Consider the following 24571-nt stretch of genomic DNA (forward strand, 5'->3'; position numbering starts at 1 on the left):
AGCCCTTGCGCCCCGCGGCTTGTGAAGTGTCGCGGGCGCGTCTTTACTCCTGTGTGACCGGTACTGGCCGGTGACACAGGAGCATTCCCCATGAATGTAATCACCAAGGCTGCGCTGCCCGTGCTCGTGGTCGCCAGCCTGCTGTCCGGTTGCGCCACCCACAGCGATGGCAGCGCCCCGTTGAACCAAAGAACCTGGCCCCTATGCAGCCTGCTGGGCGGCGCCGTGGGTGGCGGCCTGGGCGCCATCGAAAGCTCTGCCTGGGCCGGTGGCGGCGCGGCGCTGGGTGCCATCGCCGGTGGCCTGATCTGCTTTGCCCAGGACGGTGACGAAGACGGCGATGGCGTGTTCGACCGCCGCGACCGCTGCCCCGATACCCCGCCCAACACCCCGGTGAGCCACAACGGTTGCCCGTTGCCCCAATACCCGCCGAGCGAGAAGGCCCCGGCGCCTGAGCCCGAGGTGATCACCCTCAACGACCAGGGCAGCGTGATGTTCGCCTACGACTCGGCCGAACTCACCCCGGCCGCCCAGCAGCAGTTGCGTACCCTGACCGGCAAGCTCAATGACCCGAGCGTGGCCAGCATCAAGGTGATCGGACACACCGACAGCCGTGGCAGCGATGCCTACAACCAGGCGTTGTCCGAGCGGCGTGCCAGCAGCGTGGCCGAGTACCTGATCAGCCAGGGCCTGGCACCGCAGAAAATCACCAGCCAGGGGCGTGGCGAGCGCGAGCCGATTGCCGACAACGAAACCGACGCGGGCCGCGCGCAGAATCGCCGGGTCGAATTGCACCTCAATTGATCGACAGCGGGGCTGGCATCCGGAGGGTGCCAGCCGGTAATGTGGCGTGCAGTGCCTGTGTCGCGTAAGCGGGCCGCCAAACAAGAAAACGCAACAACAAGGGGCGCGGGTATGAAGGCGTTGTGGGGGCTGGGCAAGGCCCTGACGGTAGTGTTCTGGTGGGTGGTACTGGTGAATCTGCTGATGCCGGCAGACAAGCCGTTCCACCAGCTGATCAACCTCGCGGGGGCCATGCTGCTGGTGCTGCACGTGCTCGAGGTGCTGATGTTCAACGGACGGTTGCGTGAGCGCAGCCATCGCTGGTTCGACCGTTTGCAGATTCTGCTGGTCGGCATCTTTCATATCCAATCGATACCGGCCCCGCGCCAGGAGGCTGGTCATGCGTAAGGTCGTGTTGTTGGCAGCACTGTTCAGCCCGTTGGCCCTGGCCGATGCAATCAGCGTGGCGGCGCACTCGGTGCTGCGCCTGCCGAACAAGGCCAGCGTGGTGCACCTGCAGCGCCTGGAGGTGGCGGATTCGGCCACCCTGGTGCTGCCGGCGAGCCTGGTGGAATTGAAGGTGGATGAGCTGCACCTGGGCAACCAGGCGCGCATTGCCATCGTGCCGGCCGAGCATGCGCTGAGCATGGAAGTGGCCCAGGCGCAGTTGGGCCAGGGCAGTGAGATTGCTGCCCACGGTGCGCCGGGTACCTATGAGCGGGTCGCCAGGCCCGGACGTGACCTGAGCTTGCGCATTCAGGCGCTGGAGGCTTCAGAACTGGCCATCGACGCCCGTGGCGGCGCGGGGGCACCGGGGTATGTGGGGCTCGATGGTGGCAACGGCAAGGCGGGTGGTTGCACCTGGGGCCAGGCCAGCCGTGGCGCCAATGGCGACAACGGTGGCGATGGCCATGACGGGGCGCCCGGAGGCCGGGTGCGCCTGGCACTGCCGGCCAGCTTCCCGGCCGAGCAGATCAAGGTCAGGCTCGACGGCGGTGCGCCGGGGCTGGCAGGTGCGCCGGGCAAGCCGGGCGCAGGCGGGGCCAGCAAGGGTTGCCTGGTGTACCGCACCGATGCAGGGGCGACGGGAAGACCCGGGCAGCCCGGGCAACCGGGGGCGGCCGGGGCTGACGGGGAGCTGATTCTTCAGCGCCTCTGATCTTCAGGGCCGCTTCGCCGGCCAGGTCGGCTCCTGCAGGCAAACGTGGCCTTTGCAGGAGCCCGCCTTGCTGGCGAAGCGGTCACCTCACACCAGCAGCCGGCTCGATGCCACCAGCACCACCGCAATACCCAGCAGCAGATTGATCCCCACCAGGCGCCGAATGCGCCCGAGCACTGCGGCCCCGGCGGGCCAGTCCTGCGCCTTCACCGCCTTGCGCAACTCTGGCAGCAGCAGCGCCTGGATTCTCAGAAACAGCGCAAACATCGCAATCCCTGCGCCAATCATCACCTGCACATAACGTGGCGCAGTCTCGAACCCCGAGAAGCGCATGTGCATCATGCCAACGCCGGTGATCGCCAGCACCGCGACCGCCACCCAGACCCACACGAAAAAACGTTGAAACACTTCTACCCACAGCGTCAGCCGTGAAGGGCCGTCAAGCGCGGCCACCATGGCCGGGCGCAGGATCAGCCAGGCGAAGAACATGCCGCCCACCCAGATCAGGGCGGCCAGCAAATGCAGGCTGTAGGGGATGGCAAAGGCGGTCATCGGGAACTCCATTCGGCGCAAGGGGCAATAGCGGGGTATGATAGCGACCCATTCGAAACACTGAAAATTTATCCAGCCCTCCGGGCGCCCCGACACCATGATCAGCAACGAACTCAAATCCCAGATTCAGGGCGCCTATTCGCGTTTTCTCGAAGCCAAGAGCCTCAAGCCCCGCTACGGCCAGCGTCTGATGATCGCCGAAGTGGCCAAGGTGCTGGGCGACATCGCCGTGGACGACGAAGGCCGCCGCAGCGGCGAGCCCGCCGTGGTCGCGGTCGAGGCCGGCACCGGTACCGGCAAGACGGTGGCCTACAGCCTGGCCTCGATTCCCGCGGCCAAGGCTGCTGGCAAGCGCCTGGTGATCGCCACCGCCACCGTGGCCCTGCAGGAACAGATCGTGTTCAAGGACCTGCCGGACCTGATGCGCAACAGCGGCCTGAACTTCAGCTTCGCCCTGGCCAAGGGGCGTGGTCGCTACCTGTGCCTGTCCAAGCTCGACCTGCTGCTGCAGGAAGGCCACGCCCAGACCGCCACCGCGCAGCTGTTCGAGGAGGAGGGCTTTCGCATCGAGGTGGACGAGGCCAGTCAGAAGCTGTTCACCAGCATGATCGAGAAGCTGGCCGGCAACAAATGGGACGGCGACCGCGACAGCTGGCCACAGGCCCTGGAAGACCAGGACTGGTCGCGCCTGACCACCGACCACAGCCAGTGCACCGGCCGCCACTGCCCCAACTTCGGGCAGTGCACCTTCTACAAGGCCCGCGAGGGCATGGGCAAGGTCGACGTGATCGTCACCAACCACGACATGGTGCTGGCCGACCTGGCCCTGGGCGGCGGCGCCGTGCTGCCCGACCCGCGCGACACCATCTACGTGTTCGACGAAGGCCATCACCTGCCGGACAAGGCCATCGGCCATTTCGCCCATTACACCCGCCTGCGCTCGACCGCCGACTGGCTCGAGCAGACCGCCAAGAACCTGGCCAAGCTGCTGGCGCAGAACCCGCTGCCGGGCGACCTGGGCAAGTACATCGAGCAGGTGCCGGAACTGGCCCGCGAGATCAAGGCCCAGCAGCAGTTCATGTTCAGCGCCTGCGAGCAGGTGGCGGAGTTTCGCCCGGGCGAAGACATGGAAGGCCGCGAACGCCCGCGCTATCGCTTCGTCGGCGGCGTGGTGCCCGAGCACATGCGCGAGATGGGCATCGAACTGAAAAAGGGCTTTTCGCGCCTGACCGACCTGTTCACCCGACTCACCGACCTGCTCAAGGAAGGCATGGACGCCGAAGTCAGCATCGGCATCCCCAGCCACCAGGCCGAGGAGTGGTACCCGTTGTTCGGCAGCCTGCAGACCCGTGCCCAGGGCAACTGGGAGCTGTGGACCGCCTTTACCGCCGAAGACCCGGAAGACAGCCCGCCGATGGCGCGCTGGCTGACCCTGGCCGAAAGCGGTGCGCTGTTCGATATCGAGGTCAACGCCAGCCCGATCCTGGCGGCCGAGATGCTGCGCCGCAACCTGTGGAACGTCGCCCATGGCGCCCTGGTGACCTCGGCCACCCTGACCGCGCTGGGCAAGTTCGATCGCTTTCGCATGCGCGCCGGGCTGCCCAAGCTGGCCGTCACGGCGGTGGTGCCCAGCCCGTTCCACCACGTGGATGCGGGCGTGCTGCGCGTGCCGGACCTGCGCGCCGACCCGCGCGATGCTCCGGCGCATACCGCCGCGATCATCCGCGACCTGCCCGAGCTGGTGGAAGGCTCGCGTGGCTCGCTGGTGCTGTTCTCGTCGCGCAAGCAGATGCAGGACGTGTTCGACGGCCTGGATCGCGACTGGCGCAAGCAGGTGTTCATCCAGGGCAACCTGTCCAAGCAGGAAACCCTCAACAAGCACAAGGCGCGCGTCGACGGCGGGGACTCCAGCGTGCTGTTCGGTCTGGCCAGCTTTGCCGAAGGGGTCGACCTGCCGGGTGCGTATTGCGAGCACGTGGTCATTGCCAAGATTCCCTTCGCGGTGCCGGACGACCCGGTCGAGGCGGCCCTGGCCGAGTGGATCGAGGCCCGTGGCGGCAACCCGTTCATGGAGATCGCCGTGCCGGATGCCTCGCTGCGCCTGATCCAGGCCTGCGGGCGCCTGCTGCGTACCGAACAGGACCGCGGCACCATCACCCTGCTTGACCGGCGCGTGGTCACCCAGCGCTACGGCAAGGCTATCCTCAATGCGCTGCCGCCGTTTCGCCGGGAAATTTCCTGAGCGGCACAGCGCTTTGCAGTGCCCCGTTGTCTATTGCACAGATCAAGGCCCGCAAGGGCCATCAAGGAGAACTCCAGCCCTATGTTGCGCCGTACCCTGCCTGCCGTGATTGCACTGTTGTTCAGCTCGCCGCTGCTGGCCGGGCAACAGACGCTGTTCAACTTCGTTCGCCCGGCCGCGGTGGTCAATGTGGTGACCGAAGATGCCAGCCTGCCGCAGTACAACGCGGAGCAGACAGCCGAGGGCGAGGTACTGCGGCGCGTGGTGTTCAACCCCGTGGAGCGCCCGAGCCTGCGCCTTAGCCCGCAGACCGGGGTGTGGGACTGGACGGGCGCTACCGCGCTGACCTTGCGCATGCAGAGCGCCATGGACTGGGCGCTGAGCGTCGACGTGACGGTGCTCAGCAGCGACGGCAGTACCCTCACCAGCCGCATCGACCTGCCGGCCGGCCCGGCACAGACCGTGATGGTACCGCTGACCGCCAGCTCGCCGCTGACCCAGGGCATGCGTGTCGGCCCGCCGATGCCCTTCCGTCATCAGGGCCAGCGGGTGCTGCTGACCAGCAGCGAGGGCAAGGCCGACCTCAAGCAGGTGGTATCGGTCACGCTGTCGATGCCCAGGCCCAAGGTGGCGCAGAGCCTGCTGATCGAGCGCTTTGGCGTGCAGGACGACGACGTGCTGCAAAAGGCCGCCTATGCCGGCCTCATCGACGGTTATGGGCAGTCCACCCGTGGTCGCTGGCCCGAAAAGATCAGCAGTGACGACCAGCTCAAGGCGGCTGCCCAGCGCGAGCAGCAGCAGCTCAAGGGCTGGCTGGACGAGCGCAGCAAGCTCAAGCTGGACACGTTCGGCGGCCTGCTTGGCGCTGAGGCATTCGAGGCCAAGGGGTTCTTTCGCACCGAAAAGCGTGAGGGTCGCTGGTTTCTGGTCACGCCGCTGGGGCATCCGTTCTACTCGCTGGGGGTCAATGCCGTGGCGGCCGATGGCGGGCGCACCTACGTGGAAGGGCGCGAGTCGATGTTCACCGCCTTGCCCGAGGCGCAGACCCCGCTGGCGCAGTACTACGGCCAGGGCGACAACCTGGACGGCAACGGTTCTTCCCAGGGGCGCGGTTTCGGCAAGGGGCGCTGGTTCGACTTCTACGCCGCCAACCTGGGCCGTGGCCACGCCACGCCGACGTTCGACCAGGCGCGCTGGCAGGGCCAGAGCCTGGATCGCCTGCAGGCCTGGGGTTTCAACACCCTGGGCAACTGGAGCGACAACGGCCTGCAGAGCGAACGCCTGGCCTACACCCTGCCGTTGTCCATCGGCGGCGACTACACCAGCATCAGCACGGGGGTGGACTGGTGGGGTGCGATGCCCGACCCGTTCGACCCGCGCTTTGCCATGGCCACCGAACGTGCTGTGGCGATTGCCGCGCGCGACCATCGCGACGATCCGTGGCTGATTGGCTATTTCGCCGACAACGAGCTGGCCTGGGCGGTGCCGGGTAATGAACCGAAGCAGCGTTATGCGCTGGCCTATGGCACCTTGCGCCTGACCACCGACTCGCCGGCCAAGCGTGCCTTTCTCAAGCAGCTGCGCGACAAGTACCGCAACCAGGAAGGCCTGTCCAAGGCGTGGGGCATCGAACTGACGGCGTGGGAACTGATGGAGGACCCGGGTTTCGAGCCGCCGCTGCCCGACCCCGCGCACCCGGAAATCGAGGCCGACTTCAAGTATTTCCAGCGGGTGTTTGCCGAGACCTACTTCAAGACCATCTCCGACTCGCTGAAATGGCATGCGCCCAATCACCTGCTGCTGGGTGGGCGGTTTGCGGTCAGTACGCCTGAAGCGGTGGCGGCGTGTGCCAAGTACTGTGATGTGGTGAGCTTCAATGTGTATGCACCCACGCCGCAGGATGGCTACGACTTTGCCCAGCTCAATGCGCTGGACAAGCCGGTGCTGGTGTCGGAGTTCCAGTTTGGCTCGCGTGATCGTGGGCCGTTCGGGCCGGGGCCGATGGAAGTGGCGCGTGAGGAGGACCGTGGGCCGGCCTATGCGAACTTCGTCAAGGCGGCCTTGAAGGAGCCTTCGATTGTGGGGGTGCACTGGTTCCAGTACCTGGATCAGCCGGCCAGCGGGCGTTTGCTCGATGGCGAGAATGGGCATTTCGGCTTGGTGGGGATTACCGACGTGCCGTTTCAGGGGTTTGTGGAGAGTGTGCGCAAGAGCAATCTTGGGGTGGTGGAGCAACTGAACAAGCTGCTGGTGATGCCGGCACGGTAGGCACCTGAGAGCGCAAGGGGACCGCCTGGCTTTGCGGTGTTCCCAAAAACCTCCAGTGCTGGAACAATGCCAGCCATTTTGTGGCGCAGTACGGCGGGGTAATTACGGGTGCAGATTCAAGGTCATTACGAACTCCAGTTCGAGGCGGTACGCGAAGCCTTCGCAGCACTTTTCGATGATCCCCAGGAACGCGGCGCCGCACTGTGCATCCAGGTCGGTGGCGAAACGGTCCTCGACCTGTGGGCCGGCACCGCCGACAAGGACGGCCAGCAAGCCTGGCACAGCGATACCATCGCCAACCTGTTCTCCTGCACAAAAACCTTCACCGCCGTCACCGCCCTGCAACTGGTGGCCGAAGGCAAGCTGGCGCTGGATGCACCGGTCGCTCGCTACTGGCCAGAATTTGCCCAGGCCGGCAAGAGCTCGGTAACCCTGCGCCAACTGCTGTGCCACCAGGCCGGCCTGCCGGCGATCCGCCAGTTGCTGCCCGCCGAAGCCCTGTACGACTGGCAGACCATGGTCGACACCCTGGCCGCCGAATCCCCCTGGTGGACCCCCGGCACCGCCCACGGCTACGCCGCGATCACCTACGGCTGGCTGCTGGGCGAGCTGATTCGCCGCGCCGACGGCCGCGGCCCGGGCGAGTCGATCGTGGCGCGCACCGCCAGGCCCCTGGGGCTGGATTTCCATGTGGGACTGGACGATGAAGAGTTCTACCGTGTCGCGCACATCGCCCGGGGCAAAGGCAACCCGGGTGACGAGGCAGCCAAGCGGCTGCTGCAGGTGACGATGCGTGAGCCCGAGGCGTTGTCCACCCGCGCCTTCACCAACCCGCCAGCCATCCTGACCAGTACCAACAAGCCTGAGTGGCGACGCATGCAGCAACCGGCGGCCAACGGCCACGGCAACGCACGCAGCCTGGCCGGGTTCTATGCCGGGCTGCTGGACGGCAGCCTGCTGGAATCGGAACTGCTCGACGAACTGACCCGCGAACACAGCCTGGGCCAGGACATGACCCTGCTGACCCAGACCCGCTTCGGCCTGGGCTGCATGCTTGATCAGCCACAGGTGCCCAACGCCACGTTCGGGCTGGGCGCCAAGGCTTTCGGGCACCCGGGGGCCGGCGGCTCGGTCGGTTTTGCCGATCCGGAACACGACGTGGCCTTTGGCTTTGTCACCAATACCCTGGGCCCGTATGTCCTGATGGACCCGCGGGCACAGAAACTGGTTCGGGTGCTGGCCGGCTGCCTTTGATCGGGTAAGTCCCTGCAACCGGAACCCATTGTCTATTCTGGATTCCAACAGCCTGCGCTGTCGGGTCAAATTTCTTTCATTTTCATGGTGTATCGCTGATGTCTTCACATAAAACCTTAGCTCTCGCCCTGTGCCTGGCCGTGACCGGTTGCGCACAGCACCCTCAGAACGGCTCGGCCGATGGCGGCCATGGCTGGTGGCCCTTCGGCTCCGACAAGGTGGCCGAAAAGGACGTGAAGGATGTGGTCACCGAGAAGGTCGCCCAGGCTGATGCCAAGTCTGAAAGCAGCAGCCGCTGGTGGTGGCCGTTCGGAAACAGCGACAAGGCCCAGAGCCAGGCCCAGGCGGTACCCAAGATCGACGTCAAGGCCACCCAGGCCTGGCTCGACGACTACGAGCCCAAGCTGCGCGAAGCGATCAAGGACAGCAAGTTCGAGCTCGAGCGCCGCGAAGACGTGCTGGTGGTGACCGTGCCGGTCGACTCTTCGTACAACCCTGACCGCCCCGCCATGCTGTTGCCGGCCACCCTCGGCCCGATCACGCGCGTGGCCAAGGTGATCGAGACCGACTCCAAGACCGCCGTGCTGGTACTCGGCCATGCCGACAGCAGCGGCGCAGCTGCTGCCAACCAGAAGCTGAGCCAGGAGCGCGCCCAGTCGGTATCGGCGATTTTCCGCCTCAGCGGCCTGCAGCGTGATCGCCTGATGCTGCGTGGCATGGGGTCGGTGGCGCCGCGCGCCGCCAACGACAGTGTGCAGGGCCGCGCCTTGAACCGCCGCGTCGAGCTGCTGTTGACGCCACAGAACACCATGCTGGCGCTGGTGGCCAAGTACCAGCAGCCGACCCCTAGCCCGGCCGAACTGGTTGCCGTGCAGGACGTCAAGGCACCGGTCAAGGCCGCTGCCAAGCCCGCCACCAAACCAGCGGCGAAAGCCACTGCGAAAAAAGCCCCGGCCGCCAAGCCGGTGGCCAAGAAGAAGCCGGCTGCAGCCGCTGCCAAGCCGGCCGCCAAGAAAGCTGCCCCGGCCGCGAAGAAAGTCGTTGCCAGCAGCACCAGCCCTGCGAAGACCAACTGATCGTCAAGGAAACGCAGCATGACCCAGACCCTGGCCGATATGCGCCGCGACTACACTCGCGACGGCCTGACCGAAACCCAGGCGCCGGCAGAGCCGTTCGCGTTGTTTCACCAATGGTTCGAGGATGCCGTCAAGACCGAGCAGCCGCCCGTCGAAGCCAACGCCATGACGTTGGCAACGGTGGACGGCGAGGGGCGTCCGCATTGCCGTATCCTGCTGCTCAAGGGGCTGGATGAGCAGGGCTTCACCTTCTTCACCAACTACGAAAGTGCCAAGGGCCATCACCTGCGCGCCAACCCGTTCGCCGCCATGACCTTCTTCTGGCCCACCCTGGAACGCCAGGTGCGCATCGAAGGCAAGGTGGTGAAGGTCACGGCGCAGGAATCCGATGCGTATTACCAGGTACGCCCGCTGGGTAGCCGCCTGGGCGCCTGGGCATCGCCGCAGAGCCGGGTGATCGCCAACCGTGAAGAGTTGCAGGATCTGGTCAAGGCCACCGAGCAGCGCTTCAGCGATACCCAGCCGCACTGCCCCGAGCACTGGGGTGGCTACCGCCTGCTGCCGGAACGCATCGAGTTCTGGCAGGGCCGCCCGAGCCGCCTGCATGATCGTCTCAACTACCGGCTCAAACAGGGCCTGTGGCTGCGCGAGCGCCTGGCCCCTTAACCGGCGCGGTATTCGGCGGCCGCGCGTTCCAGCCAGGCCGCCAATTCCTTGCGTTTGACCTTTTGCGCCCTGGCGCTGTCCAGACGTTGTAGCATGAAGACGCGTTTGTGCTCGTCGTCCCCGGCCAGCGACAGGGCCAGGTCGCGGTCCATCCAGCGCTTGATGCGTACATACAGCCACCCGTGAAAATACAGACCCGCCAGGGTGGTTACGGCGATGATGAAGTAATCCATGTCTATCCTTGCCTGTTGAGTGTTGGGGTCATGGCGGGGATCAAGTGCCTGTACCGACGCTGAATGGAAGCAATTTTATACACCGTGTGTCGTGACAGTGGTCAACGCGCGGAGTCTAATGACTACCTGTCTTCTGGAGATGATCCTATGCGTAAATCAGTTTTGTTGGTGGCGTCGTTCACCACGATGTCGCTGCTGCTTGGCGGCTGTACCTCCAACCTGACCGGCGATTCCTATTCCCGCGATGAAGCCCGTCGCGTGCAGCAAGTGCGCATGGGTACCATCGAATCGCTGCGTCCGGTCAAGATCGAAGGCACCAAGACCCCGATCGGCGGCGGCGCCGGTGCCATCGTGGGTGGCGTGGCCGGCAGCGCGGTAGGCGGCGGTCGTGGCAGTATCGTCGCGGCAGTCATCGGTGCGGTAGCCGGCGGCCTGGCAGGTTCTGCAGCCGAGGAAGGCCTGACCCGCACCCAGGGTGTGGAAATCACCGTGCGTGAAGACGATGGCAGCATGCGCGCCTATGTCCAGCAGGTTCAGCAGAACGAAATCTTCCGGGTGGGCGAGCGCGTTCGCATCATGACCGTGGATGGCACCAGCCGGGTTTCTCACTGAACCTTGTCCTGCAGCCCTCTGGCTATGAGGGCGTGCAAACAAAACCCCGACTCGGCACCGCCGGTCGGGGTTTTTCATTGCCGGTTCGGCATCAACTGCCGACGGCCTTGCGGCTGGCCATGGCGGTTACCGCGTAGCCGATCACCGCTGCCAGGATGGAACCGGTGAGAATGCCCATGCGGTCCATGCCGGCGTACTCGCTGCTGCCCGGCACGAAGGCCAGCGAGCCGACGAACAGGCTCATGGTGAAGCCGATGCCGCACAGGATCGCCACCCCCAGCACCTGGCCCCAGTTGGCGCCACTGGGCAGGGCGGCCAGGCCCAGCTTGATCGCCAGCCAGGTCAGGCCGAACACCCCGACGGTCTTGCCCAGCAGCAGGCCGACCGCGATGCCCATCGGCACATGGTGGGTAAAGCTCTCGGCGGTGACGCCGGCCAGCGACACGCCGGCATTGGCGAAGGCGAACAGAGGCAGGATACCGAACGCCACCCAGGGGTGAAGGGCGTGCTCCAGCGCCAGCAGGGGCGACGGCTCGGCGTTGCGAGTGCGCAGCGGGATGGTCAGCGCCAGGGTGACACCGGCCAGCGTGGCATGCACGCCGCTCTTGAGTACGCACACCCACAGGATCAACCCGATCACCATGTACGGCCCCAGCTTCACCACACCCATCCGGTTCATCGCCACCAGTGCTACCAGGCAGGCGGCGGCCAGCATCAGCGACAGGCTGGACAGGGCGCCGGAGTAGAACAGGGCGATGACGATGATCGCGCCCAGGTCGTCGATGATCGCCAGGGTCATCAGGAACAGCTTGAGCGACACCGGTACACGCTTGCCGAGCAGGGCCAGCACGCCGAGGGCGAAGGCGATATCGGTGGCGGTGGGGATCGCCCAGCCGGCCACGGCGGCGGGGTTGTCCTTGTTGAGGAAGTAGTAGATCAGTGCCGGCACCACCATGCCGCCGATGGCGGCTGCGCCGGGCAGCACGATCTGCGAGGGCCTGGACAGGTGGCCGTCGATGATCTCGCGCTTGACCTCCAGGCCGATGAGCAGAAAGAACAGTGCCATCAGGCCGTCGTTGATCCACAGCAGCAGGGGCTTGGCGATTTGCAGCGCGCCCACCTGGGCCACCACGGGCACGTCGAGCAGGCCGTTGTAGAGGTAGGAGAGGGGGGAGTTGTTGATGATCAGCGCAAGGGCAGCCGCGGCAATCAGCAGCAGGCCGCTGGCTGATTCGAGCTGGAAGAAACGCGTGAATGTGCTGCGTAGAGGCAAGGGTGCTCCTCCATCCTGAAATTCGAAGAGGAACACCCTACCCTGTGGGGATATGCTTTAGAACAAAAACTATATTCTTTTTTGTTATATGCTGTTGCGGCTTTTCCGCCAGCAAGGCCAACCCCTGCAGGGGCCGATCTTGCCGGCGAAACGGCCCGCAAGCCCTACCTCACGCTTCCAGGTCCAGCCCCAGCATGCTGCGCGCTACTGCCTCGGCCACACGAATTCCGTCCACGCCCGCCGACAGAATCCCGCCTGCATACCCAGCCCCCTCACCAGCGGGGAACAACCCCTTCAGGTTCAGGCTCTGCAGGCTGGCATCACGGGTGATGCGCAGCGGCGAGGAGGTACGCGTCTCGATGCCGGTCAACACCGCATCGGGCAGGTTGTAACCCTTGATCTGCCGGTCGAACGCCGGCAGTGCCTCACGGATCGCCTCGATGGCAAAGGCCGGCAGGCTCAGCGCCAGGTCGCCCAGGCTCACGCCCGGCTTGTACGAGGGTTCCACGCTGCCCAGGGCGGTGGATGGCTTGCCGGCGACAAAGTCGCCCACCAGTTGCGCCGGTGCCTGGTAGTTGCTGCCACCCAGCTCATAGGCCAGGCTCTCCAGACGTTCCTGCAGTTCGATGCCGGCCAGCGGGCCGCCCGGGTAGTCCTGCTCGGGGGTGATGCCGACCACGATGCCAGAGTTGGCATTGCGCTCGTTGCGCGAGTACTGGCTCATGCCGTTGGTCACCACGCGGCCCGGTTCGCTGGTGGCAGCTACCACCGTGCCGCCCGGGCACATGCAGAAGCTGTATACCGAACGTCCGTTCTTGGCGTGGTACACCAGCTTGTAGTCGGCCGCGCCGAGTTTCGGGTGGCCGGCATACTTGCCCAGGCGGGCCTTGTCGATCAGGGTCTGCGGGTGCTCGATGCGAAAGCCGATGGAGAACGGCTTGGCTTCCATGAACACGCCCCGCGCATGCAGCATGCGGAAGGTGTCGCGGGCGCTGTGCCCCAGGGCCAGGATCACGTGCCGCGAATGCAGCTGTTCGCCACTTTCGAGTACCACGCCGGTCAGTTGCTCGCCCTCGCTGATCAGGTCGGTGACCTTCTGCTCGAAACGCACCTCGCCGCCCATGGCTTCGATCTGCTGGCGCATGTTCTCGACCATGCCGGTCAGGCGGAAGGTACCGATGTGCGGCTTGTTGACGTACAGGATCTCGTCCGGCGCACCGGCCTTGACGAACTCGTGCAGCACCTTGCGGCCGTGATGCTTCGGGTCCTTGATCTGGCTGTACAGCTTGCCGTCGGAGAAGGTGCCGGCACCGCCTTCGCCAAACTGCACGTTGGACTCGGGGTTGAGCACGCTCTTGCGCCACAGGCCCCAGGTGTCCTTGGTGCGTTGGCGCACCTCCTTGCCGCGTTCGAGGATGATCGGCTTGAAGCCCATCTGTGCCAGCAGCAGGCCGGCGAAGATCCCGCACGGGCCGAAGCCGACCACGATCGGGCGTTCGGCAAGCTCGGCCGGCGCCTGGCCGACCGGCTTGTAGCTGACGTCCGGGGCCGGGGTGATGTTGTGATCGTCGGCGAACTTCTGCAGCAGCTCAGCTTCGTTGCTGGCTGTCAGGTCGATGGTGTAGATGAACAGCAGTTCGGTGTTCTTCTTGCGCGCATCGTAGCTGCGCTTGAACAGCGTGAAGTCCAGCAGCTGGTCGTCGCTGATCCCCAGGCGCTGCACGATGGCTTCGCGCAGGGCTTCGTCCGGGTGATCCAGCGGCAACTTCAGTTCAGTGATTCGTAGCATGACAGGGTCCAGTATCCCGGCCATCAAAGGGCCGGCGGCTTTGCACAAACCGCCAAGTATAAGCTGTTCGCAGGCGCTTAAGGCAGCTTAAACGCGTGCGGCCGGTCAGTCGTTGCGCGAGCCGCCGTAGTAGCCGCAGCCACGCAGGGTCTGGCCATCGATGCGCAGTTCGGCGCTCAGGTGGCTGACCGCGCCGGTGGCGATGTCCACGCAGCGCTGCGGGGCGACCCACAGGTCGATGCGCTGGCCATTGGCTTCGGTGCTCAGTGACAGGCGCCCGTCGGGCATCTGTTCTTCCAGGTACGGCACCGCCAACGAGGGCTGGCCTGGGCGGTCGAGCACCATGCCCTGGCCGCTGGCCTTGATGTTCCAGTCTGGCTCATGGCCGCTGGCGCGCAGGATCAGGCGCTTGAAGTTCGGGTCGCTGCAGGCGCTGGAGGAGTGCTCGACGCGGTACAGCTGTTGCACGTCGAGCTGGCCATCGTTGCCGGCCTGCTGGCTGCCGGCCAGCTTGCCGCGCACGTCGGCGAACAGGGTGCCGGGGGTTGCCGCCAGTGCCGAAGCTTCCTGCAGCAGGCCGGTGTTGCCGGTGTCGCGGACCACGAAGCGGCGGCTCTCCTCGCACGGCTTGAACAGCAACTGGCCGCCAGCGGCGGACAGCTCGCCCTGCAGGCGAGTCATGCCGACGGTGGACACCGTCTCGGGTTTGTCTGCCAGCATCTGGCAACCGGCGAACAGGGGCAGCAGGGCGGCTAACAGCAGCGAAGGGGCGGCACGCATCGGGGGGCTCCAGCATCGGGTCCAGAAAAGTGCCGTCACGTTACGCAGCCTGGGGCGCAATCACAAGGCCCTAGCCCACGTGATAGGTCTGCCCGGTCTGCAGCCCCTCCACGCTCTTGGCGTAGGCCAGCGCCACGTCGGCCGCCGGTACCGGCTTGAAGCCGCGAAAGTAGGGGGCATAGTCGGGCATGGCCTCGAGCAGCACGGTCGGACTGATGGCGTTGACCCGCAGCCCGCGTGGCAGCTCGATGGCGGCGGCGCGCACGAAGGCGTCGATGGCACCGTTGACCAGGCTGGCCGAGGTGCCGGTACGGATCGGGTCGTGGCTGGTGACGCCGGTGGTGAAGGTGAACGAGCCGCCGTCATTGATGAACTCGCGACCGATCAGCAGCAGGTTGACCTGGCCCATCAGCTTGTCGTTCAGGCCCAGGGCAAACCCCTGTTCGTCCAGTTCGTCCAGGGGCGCGAACACCACGTTGCCGGCGGCGCACACCAGGGCATCGAAGCGCCCGGTCTGCTCGAACAGGCGGCGAATCGAGGCACTGTCGCTGATATCGGCCTGCAGGTCGCCGCTGTTGCGACCGACCTGGATCACCTCGTGGCGCTGTTCCAGTTCACGGGCCACGGCCGAACCGATGGTACCGCCGGCGCCGATCAGAATGATTTTCATGGGGCTGTTCCTCGCGTGTGGGGTGAGGTTTCAGTCTAGGGTGGATTTTTGCGTGAATAAGCCTGCTAATAGGCAACCTTTGGTTTTCATGCGGAAACAATCCATGAGCGAGCTGGACGATCTGGCGGCCTTTGCGGTGTTGATGGATGCGGGCAGTTTTACCCTGGCCGCGGAGCAGCTGGGCTGGAGCAAGGGGCAGTTGTCCAAGCGCATCAGCCAGCTGGAGAGCAGCCATTCGGTCAAGCTGCTGCACCGCACCACGCGGCGCCTGAGCCTGACCGCCGCGGGCGCAGCGCTGCTGCCCCAGGCCCAGGCGCTGGTGCGCCAGGTGACCCAGGCGCGCCAGGCGCTGTCGCGGCTCAAGGATGACCTGTCGGGCCCGGTGCGGGTGACGGTGCCGGTGTCGCTGGGTGAAACCTTCTTCGAAGGCCTGCTGCTGGAGCTGGGCAACCAGTACCCGCAGTTGCAGATCGAACTGGAACTGGACAATGCCTACCGCGACCTTCTGCGCGACGGCTTCGACCTGGCCATCCGACAGATCCCGGGCAATGACGAGCGCCTGGTGGCGCGGCCGCTGCTGGCCATGCAGGAGCTGACCTGCGCCAGCCCGGCGTACCTGGAGCGCCACGGCACGCCGACCACGCCGCAGGCGCTGGCCGAGCATCGCTGCCTGCTCAACAGTCATTACAGCGGACGCGAGGAATGGCTGTACCACCAGCAGCATGAATTGCTGCGGGTGCAGGTGGCGGGGAATTTTGCCAGCAATCACTACAGCCTGTTGAAGAAGGCGGTGCTGGTGGGGGCGGGGGTGGCGCGGCTGCCGTCCTACATGTTGCATGCCGAGCTGGCGGACGGACGCTTGTGCTGGTTGCTGCGCGATTACCAGACACGCAGTACGCCGTTGTTCCTGGTGCACCCGTATCAGGGCGGGATGCCCAAACGCGTGCAGGTGGTGGCCGATTACCTGGTGCGCTGGTTCAAGCGTGGCAGCCAGGCGCTGGGTGCGTTGCCGGTACCGGCCCCTTCACCGACAACGCCGGCTCCTGCACTGTAGGAGCCGGCGTTGCCGGCGAAGGGGCCGTCTGGTTCAGCCCCCCAGGTACGCGTCGCGTACTTTCGGGTCGGTCAGCAGCGCTTCACCGGTGCCCTGCATCACCACCCGGCCGTTCTCCAGCACATAGGCACGGTCGGCGATCTTCAGGGCCTGGTTGGCGTTCTGCTCCACCAGGAACACCGTTACACCATCCTTGCGCAGCTGTTCGATGATGTCGAAGATCTGCTGGATGATGATCGGCGCCAGCCCCAGTGACGGTTCGTCGAGCAGCAACAGCTTGGGCTTGCTCATCAGCGCACGCCCGATGGCGAGCATCTGCTGCTCGCCCCCGGACATGGTGCCGCCACGCTGGCTGAAGCGCTCCTTGAGCCGCGGGAACAGGTGCAGCACCTTGTCCATCTGCTCTTGGTAGTCGCCCTTGTCGGTGAAGAACCCGCCCATGGCCAGGTTCTCCTCCACGGTCAGGCGTGCGAACACGCGCCGACCCTCGGGCACCACGGCAATGCTCTTGCGCATGATCTGCGCCGAACTTTGCCCCACCAGCTCCTCGCCCATGTAGCGGATGCTGCCGCTGTGGGCCTGGGGCGACCCGCACAGGGTCATCAGCAGGGTCGACTTGCCCGCGCCGTTGGCGCCGATCAGGGTGACGATCTCGCCCTGGCGAATCTCCACGTTGACGCTGTGCAGCGCCTGGATCTTGCCGTAGAAGGTGGAAACGTTTTCGAACTGCAGCATTTACGCTTCCCCCAGGTAGGCTTTGATCACTTCAGGGTTGTCCCGGATCTGTTGCGGGGTGCCATCGGCCAGCGGCGTGCCCTGGTTGATCACCACGATATGGTCGGAAATGCTCATGACCAGCTTCATGTCGTGCTCGATCAGCAGCACGGTCACCCCGTGTTCCTCACGCAAGGTGCCGATCAACGCCTTGAGGTCCTCGGTCTCTTTCGGGTTCAGGCCTGCCGCCGGCTCGTCGAGCATGAGGATCCGCGGGCGGGTCATCATGCAGCGGGCGATTTCCAACCGGCGTTGCTGACCATAGGCCAGGGTGCCGGCGTTACGGTTGGCGAACTCGACCAGGTCGACCTTTTCCAGCCAGTACTGCGCGTACTCCATCGCCTCGTGCTCGCTGCGACGAAAGCCCGGGGTCTTGAACAGGCCGGCGAAGAAGTTGGTGTTCAGGTGACGGTGCTGGGCGATCAGCAGGTTTTCCAGCGCGGTCATTTCCTTGAACAGGCGCACGTTCTGGAAGGTACGCACCACGCCCTTGCGGGCGATCTCGTGGCCGGCCAGGCCCTGGATGGGCTGGCCGTCAAGCAGGATGCTGCCACCACTGGGCTTGTAGAAGCCGGTCAGGCAGTTGAACACGGTGGTCTTGCCGGCGCCGTTGGGGCCGATCAGTGCCACCACTTGTTTTTCCTTGACGGACAGGGCCACGCCGTTGACCGCCAACAGGCCGCCGAAGCGCATGCTCAGGCCGCTCACTTGCAGAATTTCGCGGCTCATCGACGCAGCTCCATGTGTGGACGTTGCATAGGCAGCAGGCCCTGCGGACGCCAGATCATCATCAATACCATCAGTGCACCGAACATCAGCATCCGGTATTCACTGAAGTCGCGCATCAGTTCGGGCAGCAGGATCATCACGATGGCCGCGAGGATCACGCCCAGCTGAGAGCCCATGCCGCCGAGCACGACAATGGCGAGGATGATCGCCGACTCGATGAAGGTGAACGACTCCGGCGTCACCAGGCCCTGGCGCGCGGCGAAGAAACTGCCGGCAAAACCGGCGAAGCAGGCACCGAGGGTGAAGGCCGAGAGCTTGATGATGGTCGGGTTCAGGCCCAGCGCACGGCAGGCGATCTCGTCTTCGCGCAGCGCTTCCCAGGCGCGCCCGATCGGCATGCGCAGCAGGCGGTTGATCACGAACAACGCGAGCAGGGCCAGCAGCAGTGCCACCAGGTACAGGAAGATCACCTTGTTGATCGAGTTGTATTCCACCCCGAAGAACTCGTGGAAGGTCTGCATGCCTTCAGCCGCCCTGCGCTCGAAGCTCAGGCCGAAGAACGACGGCTTGGGAATGTTGCTGATGCCGTTCGGTCCGCCGGTAAGGTCGGTCAGGTTACGCAGGAACAGCCGGATGATTTCGCCGAAACCCAGGGTCACGATGGCCAGGTAGTCACCGCGCAGGCGCAGCACCGGGAAGCCCAGCAGGAAGCCGAACGTGGCCGCCATCATCCCCGCGATGGGCAGGCACACCCAGAAGCTCAGGCCGAAGTAGTGCGACAGCAGCGCATAGCTGTAGGCGCCCACGGCGTAGAAGCCCACGTAGCCCAGGTCGAGCAGGCCCGCCAGGCCGACCACGATGTTCAGGCCAAGGCCCAGCATCACGTAGATCAGGATGAGCGTGGCGATGTCGACCGCACCGCGCGAACCGAAGAACGGCCACACCAGGGCAACCGCGATCAGGCCCAGGATGATGTAGCGCTGGGTACGCGGCAGGGTCAGGAAGTTGCTGACCTTGGGCGATATCAGTGCACCCCGGGGGGCGGACCGCATCATCGCGCTCCATTGCTTGTCGAACAGCACGCGCAGGAACATCAGCACCGAGCACACCACAATCACGCTAAGGGCCAGGGGCCCCTGGCCATGCACCTGCAGGCTGATACCAACGATGCTGAGTTTCAGGCCCAGTACCGGGAATGCCACGGCCCAGACCAGCAAGGCGCTGAAAAACGCCGATTTGAGATTTCTGCTCATACTTTCTCGACCTCCGGACGGCCCAGGATGCCGGTCGGACGGAACAACAACACCAGAACCAGAAGACCGAATGCCACCACGTCCTTGTACTGGTCACCGAAGATATCGGCGCCAAAGGCCTCGGCCACGCCCAGCACCAGCCCGCCGAGCATGGCGCCCGGAATGCTGCCGATGCCGCCCAGTACCGCCGCGGTAAAGGCCTTCAGGCCCACCAGGAAGCCGGCGTTGGGGTTGATCACGCCGTACTGCATGCTCAGCAGTACCGCTGCCACGGCCGCCAGGGCCGCACCGATCACGAAGGTCAGGGCGATGATGTTGTTGGTGTTGATACCCAGCAGGTTGGCCATCTTGATGTCTTCGGCACAGGCGCGACAGGCGCGGCCCAGGCGTGAACGCGAGATGAACAGGGTCAGCCCGGTCATGGCCACCAGGGTGACGACGAAGACCAGGATCTGCATGTAGGAAATCAGGACTTCCTCGGCGCCGCCCGGCCCGAAGGAGATGCTCCCCGGAATCAGGTTGGGGATCGACTTGTCCTTGGAATCCTGGGCAAGCAAGACAGTGTTCTGCAGGAAAATCGACATGCCGATGGCAGAGATCAGCGGGATCAGCCGGTTGCTGTTGCGCAAGGGGCGGTAGGCGACCCGTTCGATGCTGTAGCCATAGGCGCTGGTGACCACGATGGTCGCGATGAACGCGGCGGTCATCAGTATCGGCAGTGAGTCGATGCCCATCATGGCCAGCCCGGCAAGGGCGATGAAGGCCACGTAGGAACCGATCATGTACACCTCGCCGTGGGCGAAGTTGATCATTCCAATGATGCCGTAAACCATTGTGTAGCCAATGGCTATCAAGGCATAGGTGCTGCCAATGGTCAGGCCATTAACCAGCTGTTGGAAGAAGTGATAGATCTCAGGCATTACAGCGCTCCTAAAAACCCGATACGCATTTCACTGGTGGGCTTGCGCCCGTCCCGGCTTGTGGTCTGAGGCCACTTCGCACAGGCACTGCCAGCGAACCGCTGGTGACGGTTTTAAGATTTTCAGGTGAACCTGCTCCCGGATCGCGGGAATCAGGCCCATGAACCTCGTAAAACAAAGCCCACTGCTCGCACAGTGGGCTTGTAGTCATGGAGTGACGGGATTACTGAGGGGAAACTTCGGTTTTAGGTTTGCCGAAATGCCATTCGTAGACGACGAACTTGAAGTCCTTCAGGTCGCCGTTCTTGTCATAGGACAAGTCGCCGGTGGGGGTCTTGAAGGTGCCGGTGTGCAGGGCCTGTGCGACCTTGTCGGTGTCTTCGCTCTTGGCCGCCTTGATGCCTTCGGCGATCAGTTCCACCGCCGAGTAGGCCGGGAACACGAACGGACCGCTCGGGTCCTTGCCGTCAGCCTTGATGGCGTCGACGATGGCCTTGTTCGCAGGGTCGGCGTCGAACGACTTGGGCAGGGTTACCAGCAGGCCTTCGGAAGCGCCCTGGGCGATCTGCGAGATCGAGTCGTTGCCAACGCCCTCTGGGCCCATGAACTTGGCCTTCAGGCCTTTTTCCTGAGCCTGGCGCAGGATCAGGCCCAGCTCTGGGTGGTAGCCGCCGTAGTACACGAAGTCGACGTTGGCTTGCTTGAGCTTCTGGATGATCGAGGAGAAGTCCTTGTCGCCGGCGTTCAGGCCTTCGAACACGGCAACCTTGGTGCCTTTGCCTTCCAGGGTCTGCTTGACCGCGGTGGCGATGCCTTCACCGTACTGCTGCTTGTCGTGCAGTACCGCAACCACCTTGGGCTTGACGTGGTCGGCGATGTAGTTGCCGGCGGCCGGGCCCTGGGCGCTGTCCAGGCCGATGGTACGGAAGATCAGCTTGTAGCCACGGGAGGTGATTTCCGGGCTGGTGGCAGCCGGGGTGATCATGATGACGCCTTCATCTTCATAGATGTCGGACGCTGGTTGAGTGGAGCTGGAGCACAGGTGGCCGACCACGAACTTGACGCCATCGTTGACCACTTTGTTGGCGACTGCCACGGCCTGTTTAGGGTCGCAGGCGTCGTCGTATTCCTTGGCTTCGAGCATCTTGCCGTCAACGCCGCCCTTGGCGTTGATGTCCTTGATGGCCTGTTTTGCACCGATGAACTGCATGTCACCGTATTGAGTAACCGGACCGGTCTTCGGGCCGGCGATGCCGATCTTGATGGTATCGGCGGCAACTGCATGGCTGGCAACCCCGGCCAGAACCATTGCGGCGAACAGCTTGGAAATCTGCTTACTCATAGTGCTCCACTCATTCTGTTGTAATTTTTATAGTCCTGGTGCCCAGGGCTACGGACCGGGATACCGTGACGGCCACGCCGTCCCGCCTTTCCCGTGTTCCCCCGCAAAATGCCCTGGCAACTGTACCGGTACAGTGTAGAGCGCCGCTTGATCGATTGAAAAGCGGGCTTTTCGAGGCAAAATCCGGGGGTGTCGCCTAATCGACAGAAAGTTACATAAAGGCGCCGCCAATTTGCCAGCATGCTGCGGCGGGGCGTGATCTTCATGGCCTTGTCGATCAATTACTTATTTGAAACTGGGTTTTTCTGCAAAAATAGCGACCTTTCAGTGGTCGAATTATTTCTGGTAGGAACCCATGACAGATCAACCAAGCACCCTCTATGCCAAATTGCTCGGCGAGACTGCAATCATCGAGTGGAAAGCGCTGGAGCGTTTTTGGGCCAAGGGTGACCTGATTTGGGTCGACCCGTCGCTGGACCTGATCGAGGTGGCGTCGGCAATGGCCGAAAACCGCAGTGAAACCGTGGAAAAATGGCGAAATGATGGCACGGTCGTGCCGGTGACTGCCGAGCAGGCGCTAGACCTTTCGCACACGATTGCGCCGATCTGGGCAGTGGTGGTTTCGCCGTTTATCGTGATTCAGAAAAAGCCCGCGCCCTGATCTGGTGCGCAAAAACGAACAGCCGGAAGATTTTGGTGCGCGAGGGCGTTCAGGCGGGGTGGTTGTTGGTAACAGTGGGGCAGGGGTTCAAAAAACGCGGTAACAGTTCTTGCCTCATCGCGGGTCAAGCCCGCTCCCACAGGTTGGTGGAGACCTTGGTGGGAGCGGGCTTGACCCGCGATGGCCGCAAAGGCGCCGCGCAGATTACTCGTAGTCTGTCTTGCCCGTATGGCTGTTGAGCGAAATCACCCGCGTCTTGCCGATGCGGTGACGGTAGATCTCGCGCAGGTACTTCACCGCCTTCTTCACGCACTCGCGTGACAGGCGGATATCGTTGATCGACACGAACTTGCTCTTGTCGTTGATCAGCTCGCGGTACTTCTTCTCGTACATCGGCTTGATCGCGTACCAGTTGGTATCGAGGATCTTGGCCGGGTTCTCGAACTCGTTGAGCAGGTCGTCGATACGGTCCTCGTCGAACTCCTCACGGGTGATGAAGTCGAGGATGGCGTTGTCCAGCGTGTCGTCGAAACGGTACGGGGTGCGCGCGAAACAGCGCTTGATGAACGCCACGATCAGGGTCAGGAAGTCGTCCGACAGGCACGGGCTCTTGGCGATCAGGGTGGTCAGCGACAGGTTGGCCGAGGCGCCGATCACCAGCGCGTAGCGCTTGAGCGTGGTGTTGGGGAACAGGCTGTTGAGGTGGGTCTTGAGCCGGTTCAGGTCCATGTACGAGAGCTTGTAGTCCTTGGGCAGGGACACGATCGACACCACCGACGAGCAGTTCTTGAAGAAGTGCAGGTCATGCAGCGCCGCGGCGTCGTAGCCGGAGGTCTTGTACTGCTCCAGGGCCGCGCGATAGCGCTTGGACTCGATCGGCAGCAGGCTGATGCCCTCGATCGCCTGGGTCACCTTGTTGAAGTGCGGCAGGTCGATGGAGCGGAAGAACAGGTCGTCGATGTTGAGCTGCGGCTTCTCTTTCTCGAACACCTTGAACTTGTCGTTGCCTGGCGTCGGCTGCTCGGGCACTACCGATTCGGCGTAGGCGATGGCCACCGGGCCGGCCAGGCTCATGAACAGGTCGTTGGCATCCAGGCGGATGGTCTCGCCGATGTCGATGCCGGCGCGCCGGAAGTAGTTCTGGTCGTAGTCGGTGGTCACCGCCTGGGCGGTGAGGATGTTGAAGATCTGCTGCGAGATGTACTGGTTGGCGTGCTTCTCCATGGCATTGACGTCAATGTCCTGGATGTTGCCGTCATCGTTCTCCTCGGCATAGCGCATGATGTCGTTGGAGATCAGCATCATCGCGTTCCACGGACGGATACGCCCCATCACGCTGGCTTCGCTGCTGTCCTCGTTGTCGAAGTTGTACGAGAAGTCCCATTCCTCCGACAGGTACTTGCACAGCAGGCGGCCGGCGTTGATGTGCAGTGCCTCGGACATCTCGCTGCGGTGGTCGGAGATGTTCGGCAGCACGCAGATGCCGCTGGTGAAGATCGGCTCGAAGACGAAGGAGTGCCCGCTCTTGGTGTCGTTCTCGTCGGCCGGCTTGGTGTCGAACGTCTTGTTCATGTACGAGAACTGCTGGGCCAGGCCGAACTCCGAAGCCATGCCCGAGCCGGTACCGCCACCGGCGCTGAAGATGTAGAAGTACAGGCGCGACTGGTTGGCCTTGATGCCGCACGAGTCGATCAGGTACGAGTGGATCAGCTTCCAGTCGGCACTGGAGAAGCGCTGGGTTTCCTTGTTGAGGATGATCTTGGCCAGGTACTGGCCCAGGATCGGCGCGTTGCCGGCGCCGCCCGCATGCACCTCGGACAGGTCCATGATCTTCATCTTGCTGTAGTCGCGCAGAAAGCCGCTCTTCTCGCCCTTGCGCGAAAAACGGATGCGCCCGGCGATATCCTTGTCCAGGTCGCCCAGCATCACCAGCGGTTCCACCAGGAACACCGGCTTGGCGCCCTTGTTCTGCACCAGGCGCAGGTTGTTGCGGATCCAGCGGCCCGGGCTGTAGGGCTGCTCGCCGGCGTGGCGGTCTTCGTTGTTGAATTCGTTGAGGTAGAAGGTGCGGGCGTTGTACACCAGCTCCGCCACATCCAGGGCAATGTTCGAACCGCAACGACCCAGGCCGATCAGGCACACCGAAGGGAACTGCTGGTCCAGGCGCAACTGGGTGTCATCTTCGACATGCACACTGGGCGGGAACACCAGGTCGCGCAGGCCGTCGAGGTTGTCCAGGATGCGCTGGATATCGGTCTCGGTGTAATACAGGTACTGCTGCGGCGTAGCCGCGCGCGGGCTGTAGTATTCTCGAGGCGCCGGGGCGGTGAGCGCGGTGGAGGATGACATCAGCTCGGAAACCGCGGTGGCAGAAGTATTCTTTGAGGTCATTTTGCGCCATTTGCCTGGGTGGACGGCTGGTAAAAGTCGATATCATCGAGCCATCACGGGATAAGTTTCGCGACTGTATCAGTGCGCCTT

23 protein-coding genes are annotated in these 24571 nt (G+C 64.1%); 11 read left to right on the top strand and 12 right to left on the bottom strand.

Features of this window, described 5'->3' with window-relative positions; all coding sequences use genetic code 11:
* Positions 1-90 precede the first annotated feature (90 nt).
* The 3 genes from CR917_RS06360 to CR917_RS06370 all read left to right on the top strand — a co-directional run bounded on the left by CR917_RS06360 (position 91) and on the right by CR917_RS06370 (position 1942).
* Positions 91-804 carry an OmpA family protein gene (locus CR917_RS06360; RefSeq protein ID WP_054914734.1) on the top strand — a complete coding sequence of 238 codons (714 nt, stop codon included), beginning with the start codon at positions 91-93 and terminating at the stop codon, positions 802-804.
* 111 nt (positions 805-915) lie between these two features.
* Positions 916-1191 carry a DUF1145 domain-containing protein gene (locus CR917_RS06365; RefSeq protein WP_043862627.1) on the top strand — a complete coding sequence of 92 codons (276 nt, stop codon included), beginning with the start codon at positions 916-918 and terminating at the stop codon, positions 1189-1191.
* The gene (locus CR917_RS06370; RefSeq protein WP_043862626.1) at positions 1184-1942 is read left to right on the top strand and encodes a hypothetical protein; all 759 of its coding nucleotides are present in this window, start codon (positions 1184-1186) and stop codon (positions 1940-1942) included. Before CR917_RS06365 ends, CR917_RS06370 begins: the two co-directional genes overlap by 8 nt.
* A gap of 87 nt (positions 1943-2029) precedes the next feature.
* On the opposite strand, the gene CR917_RS06375 is transcribed toward CR917_RS06370, so the two are convergent.
* Positions 2030-2494: a CopD family protein gene (locus tag CR917_RS06375; RefSeq protein ID WP_043862625.1), complete on the bottom strand. Its 465-nt coding sequence runs from the start codon at positions 2492-2494 to the stop codon at positions 2030-2032.
* Positions 2495-2591: 97 nt separating this feature from the next.
* Here CR917_RS06375 and dinG point away from each other — a divergent pair, with 97 nt between their 5' ends.
* The 5 genes from dinG (at position 2592) to pdxH (ending at position 10000) form a co-directional block, all read left to right on the top strand.
* The gene (gene dinG / locus CR917_RS06380; RefSeq protein WP_043862624.1) at positions 2592-4736 is read left to right on the top strand and encodes an ATP-dependent DNA helicase DinG; all 2145 of its coding nucleotides are present in this window, start codon (positions 2592-2594) and stop codon (positions 4734-4736) included.
* Positions 4737-4817: 81 nt separating this feature from the next.
* On the top strand, positions 4818-7004 hold the full coding sequence (locus CR917_RS06385) for a beta-galactosidase (RefSeq protein ID WP_104572036.1): 2187 nt from the start codon (positions 4818-4820) through the stop codon (positions 7002-7004).
* Positions 7005-7112: 108 nt separating this feature from the next.
* The gene (locus CR917_RS06390; RefSeq protein ID WP_058540977.1) at positions 7113-8258 is read left to right on the top strand and encodes a serine hydrolase domain-containing protein; all 1146 of its coding nucleotides are present in this window, start codon (positions 7113-7115) and stop codon (positions 8256-8258) included.
* Between the two features lie 98 nt (positions 8259-8356).
* Complete coding sequence (locus CR917_RS06395) at positions 8357-9334, top strand: OmpA family protein (RefSeq protein WP_054914729.1); 978 nt, start codon at positions 8357-8359, stop codon at positions 9332-9334.
* 18 nt (positions 9335-9352) lie between these two features.
* A complete protein-coding gene (gene pdxH, locus CR917_RS06400) occupies positions 9353-10000 on the top strand; it encodes a pyridoxamine 5'-phosphate oxidase (protein ID WP_043862620.1) in 648 nt (215 codons plus the stop codon).
* Here pdxH and CR917_RS06405 read toward each other — a convergent pair.
* Entirely contained in the window at positions 9997-10233 is a 237-nt protein-coding gene (locus CR917_RS06405; RefSeq protein WP_043862619.1) for a hypothetical protein, read from the bottom strand. The two genes, pdxH and CR917_RS06405, sit on opposite strands and share 4 nt — an antisense overlap.
* 147 nt (positions 10234-10380) lie before the next feature.
* On the opposite strand from CR917_RS06405, the gene CR917_RS06410 reads away from it, so the two are divergent.
* Positions 10381-10845, top strand: a complete 465-nt coding sequence (locus tag CR917_RS06410) for a glycine zipper 2TM domain-containing protein (RefSeq protein WP_043862618.1) — start codon at positions 10381-10383, stop codon at positions 10843-10845.
* A gap of 91 nt (positions 10846-10936) precedes the next feature.
* Here the strand turns inward: CR917_RS06410 and nhaA are convergent, their stop codons facing one another.
* From nhaA to CR917_RS06430, 4 genes are all read right to left on the bottom strand, one after another.
* Positions 10937-12118, bottom strand: a complete 1182-nt coding sequence (nhaA, locus tag CR917_RS06415; RefSeq protein ID WP_078480555.1) for a Na+/H+ antiporter NhaA — start codon at positions 12116-12118, stop codon at positions 10937-10939.
* A gap of 169 nt (positions 12119-12287) precedes the next feature.
* Positions 12288-13907, bottom strand: coding sequence for an NAD(P)/FAD-dependent oxidoreductase (locus CR917_RS06420; RefSeq protein ID WP_043862616.1), 1620 nt, complete (start codon positions 13905-13907; stop codon positions 12288-12290).
* Positions 13908-14012: 105 nt separating this feature from the next.
* Positions 14013-14687 carry a COG3650 family protein gene (locus CR917_RS06425; protein ID WP_043862615.1) on the bottom strand — a complete coding sequence of 225 codons (675 nt, stop codon included), beginning with the start codon at positions 14685-14687 and terminating at the stop codon, positions 14013-14015.
* Positions 14688-14757: 70 nt separating this feature from the next.
* A complete protein-coding gene (locus tag CR917_RS06430) occupies positions 14758-15357 on the bottom strand; it encodes a short chain dehydrogenase (RefSeq protein WP_104572037.1) in 600 nt (199 codons plus the stop codon).
* A 103-nt stretch (positions 15358-15460) separates the two neighbouring features.
* Here CR917_RS06430 and CR917_RS06435 point away from each other — a divergent pair, with 103 nt between their 5' ends.
* On the top strand, positions 15461-16411 hold the full coding sequence (locus tag CR917_RS06435) for a LysR family transcriptional regulator (protein WP_043862613.1): 951 nt from the start codon (positions 15461-15463) through the stop codon (positions 16409-16411).
* A gap of 33 nt (positions 16412-16444) precedes the next feature.
* On the opposite strand, the gene CR917_RS06440 is transcribed toward CR917_RS06435, so the two are convergent.
* The 5 genes from CR917_RS06440 to CR917_RS06460 all read right to left on the bottom strand — a co-directional run bounded on the left by CR917_RS06440 (position 16445) and on the right by CR917_RS06460 (position 21429).
* Positions 16445-17146, bottom strand: a complete 702-nt coding sequence (locus CR917_RS06440; RefSeq protein ID WP_043862612.1) for an ABC transporter ATP-binding protein — start codon at positions 17144-17146, stop codon at positions 16445-16447.
* A complete protein-coding gene (gene livG, locus CR917_RS06445) occupies positions 17147-17914 on the bottom strand; it encodes a high-affinity branched-chain amino acid ABC transporter ATP-binding protein LivG (protein WP_054914726.1) in 768 nt (255 codons plus the stop codon).
* Complete coding sequence (locus CR917_RS06450) at positions 17911-19167, bottom strand: high-affinity branched-chain amino acid ABC transporter permease LivM (RefSeq protein WP_043862610.1); 1257 nt, start codon at positions 19165-19167, stop codon at positions 17911-17913. The genes livG and CR917_RS06450 overlap by 4 nt, the downstream gene beginning before the upstream one ends.
* Positions 19164-20087: a high-affinity branched-chain amino acid ABC transporter permease LivH gene (gene livH / locus CR917_RS06455; RefSeq protein WP_043862609.1), complete on the bottom strand. Its 924-nt coding sequence runs from the start codon at positions 20085-20087 to the stop codon at positions 19164-19166. The genes CR917_RS06450 and livH overlap by 4 nt, the downstream gene beginning before the upstream one ends.
* A gap of 223 nt (positions 20088-20310) precedes the next feature.
* Positions 20311-21429 carry a branched-chain amino acid ABC transporter substrate-binding protein gene (locus tag CR917_RS06460; protein ID WP_043862608.1) on the bottom strand — a complete coding sequence of 373 codons (1119 nt, stop codon included), beginning with the start codon at positions 21427-21429 and terminating at the stop codon, positions 20311-20313.
* 355 nt (positions 21430-21784) lie between these two features.
* On the opposite strand from CR917_RS06460, the gene CR917_RS06470 reads away from it, so the two are divergent.
* Positions 21785-22090, top strand: a complete 306-nt coding sequence (locus tag CR917_RS06470; protein WP_104572038.1) for a DUF2288 domain-containing protein — start codon at positions 21785-21787, stop codon at positions 22088-22090.
* A 204-nt stretch (positions 22091-22294) separates the two neighbouring features.
* On the opposite strand, the gene CR917_RS06475 is transcribed toward CR917_RS06470, so the two are convergent.
* Positions 22295-24481, bottom strand: coding sequence for a hypothetical protein (locus CR917_RS06475; protein ID WP_054914724.1), 2187 nt, complete (start codon positions 24479-24481; stop codon positions 22295-22297).
* Positions 24482-24571: the final 90 nt, after the last annotated feature.

Source organism: Pseudomonas sp. BRM28 (genome assembly GCF_002939405.1).
GTDB classification, from domain to species: Bacteria; Pseudomonadota; Gammaproteobacteria; order Pseudomonadales; family Pseudomonadaceae; genus Aquipseudomonas; species Aquipseudomonas palmensis.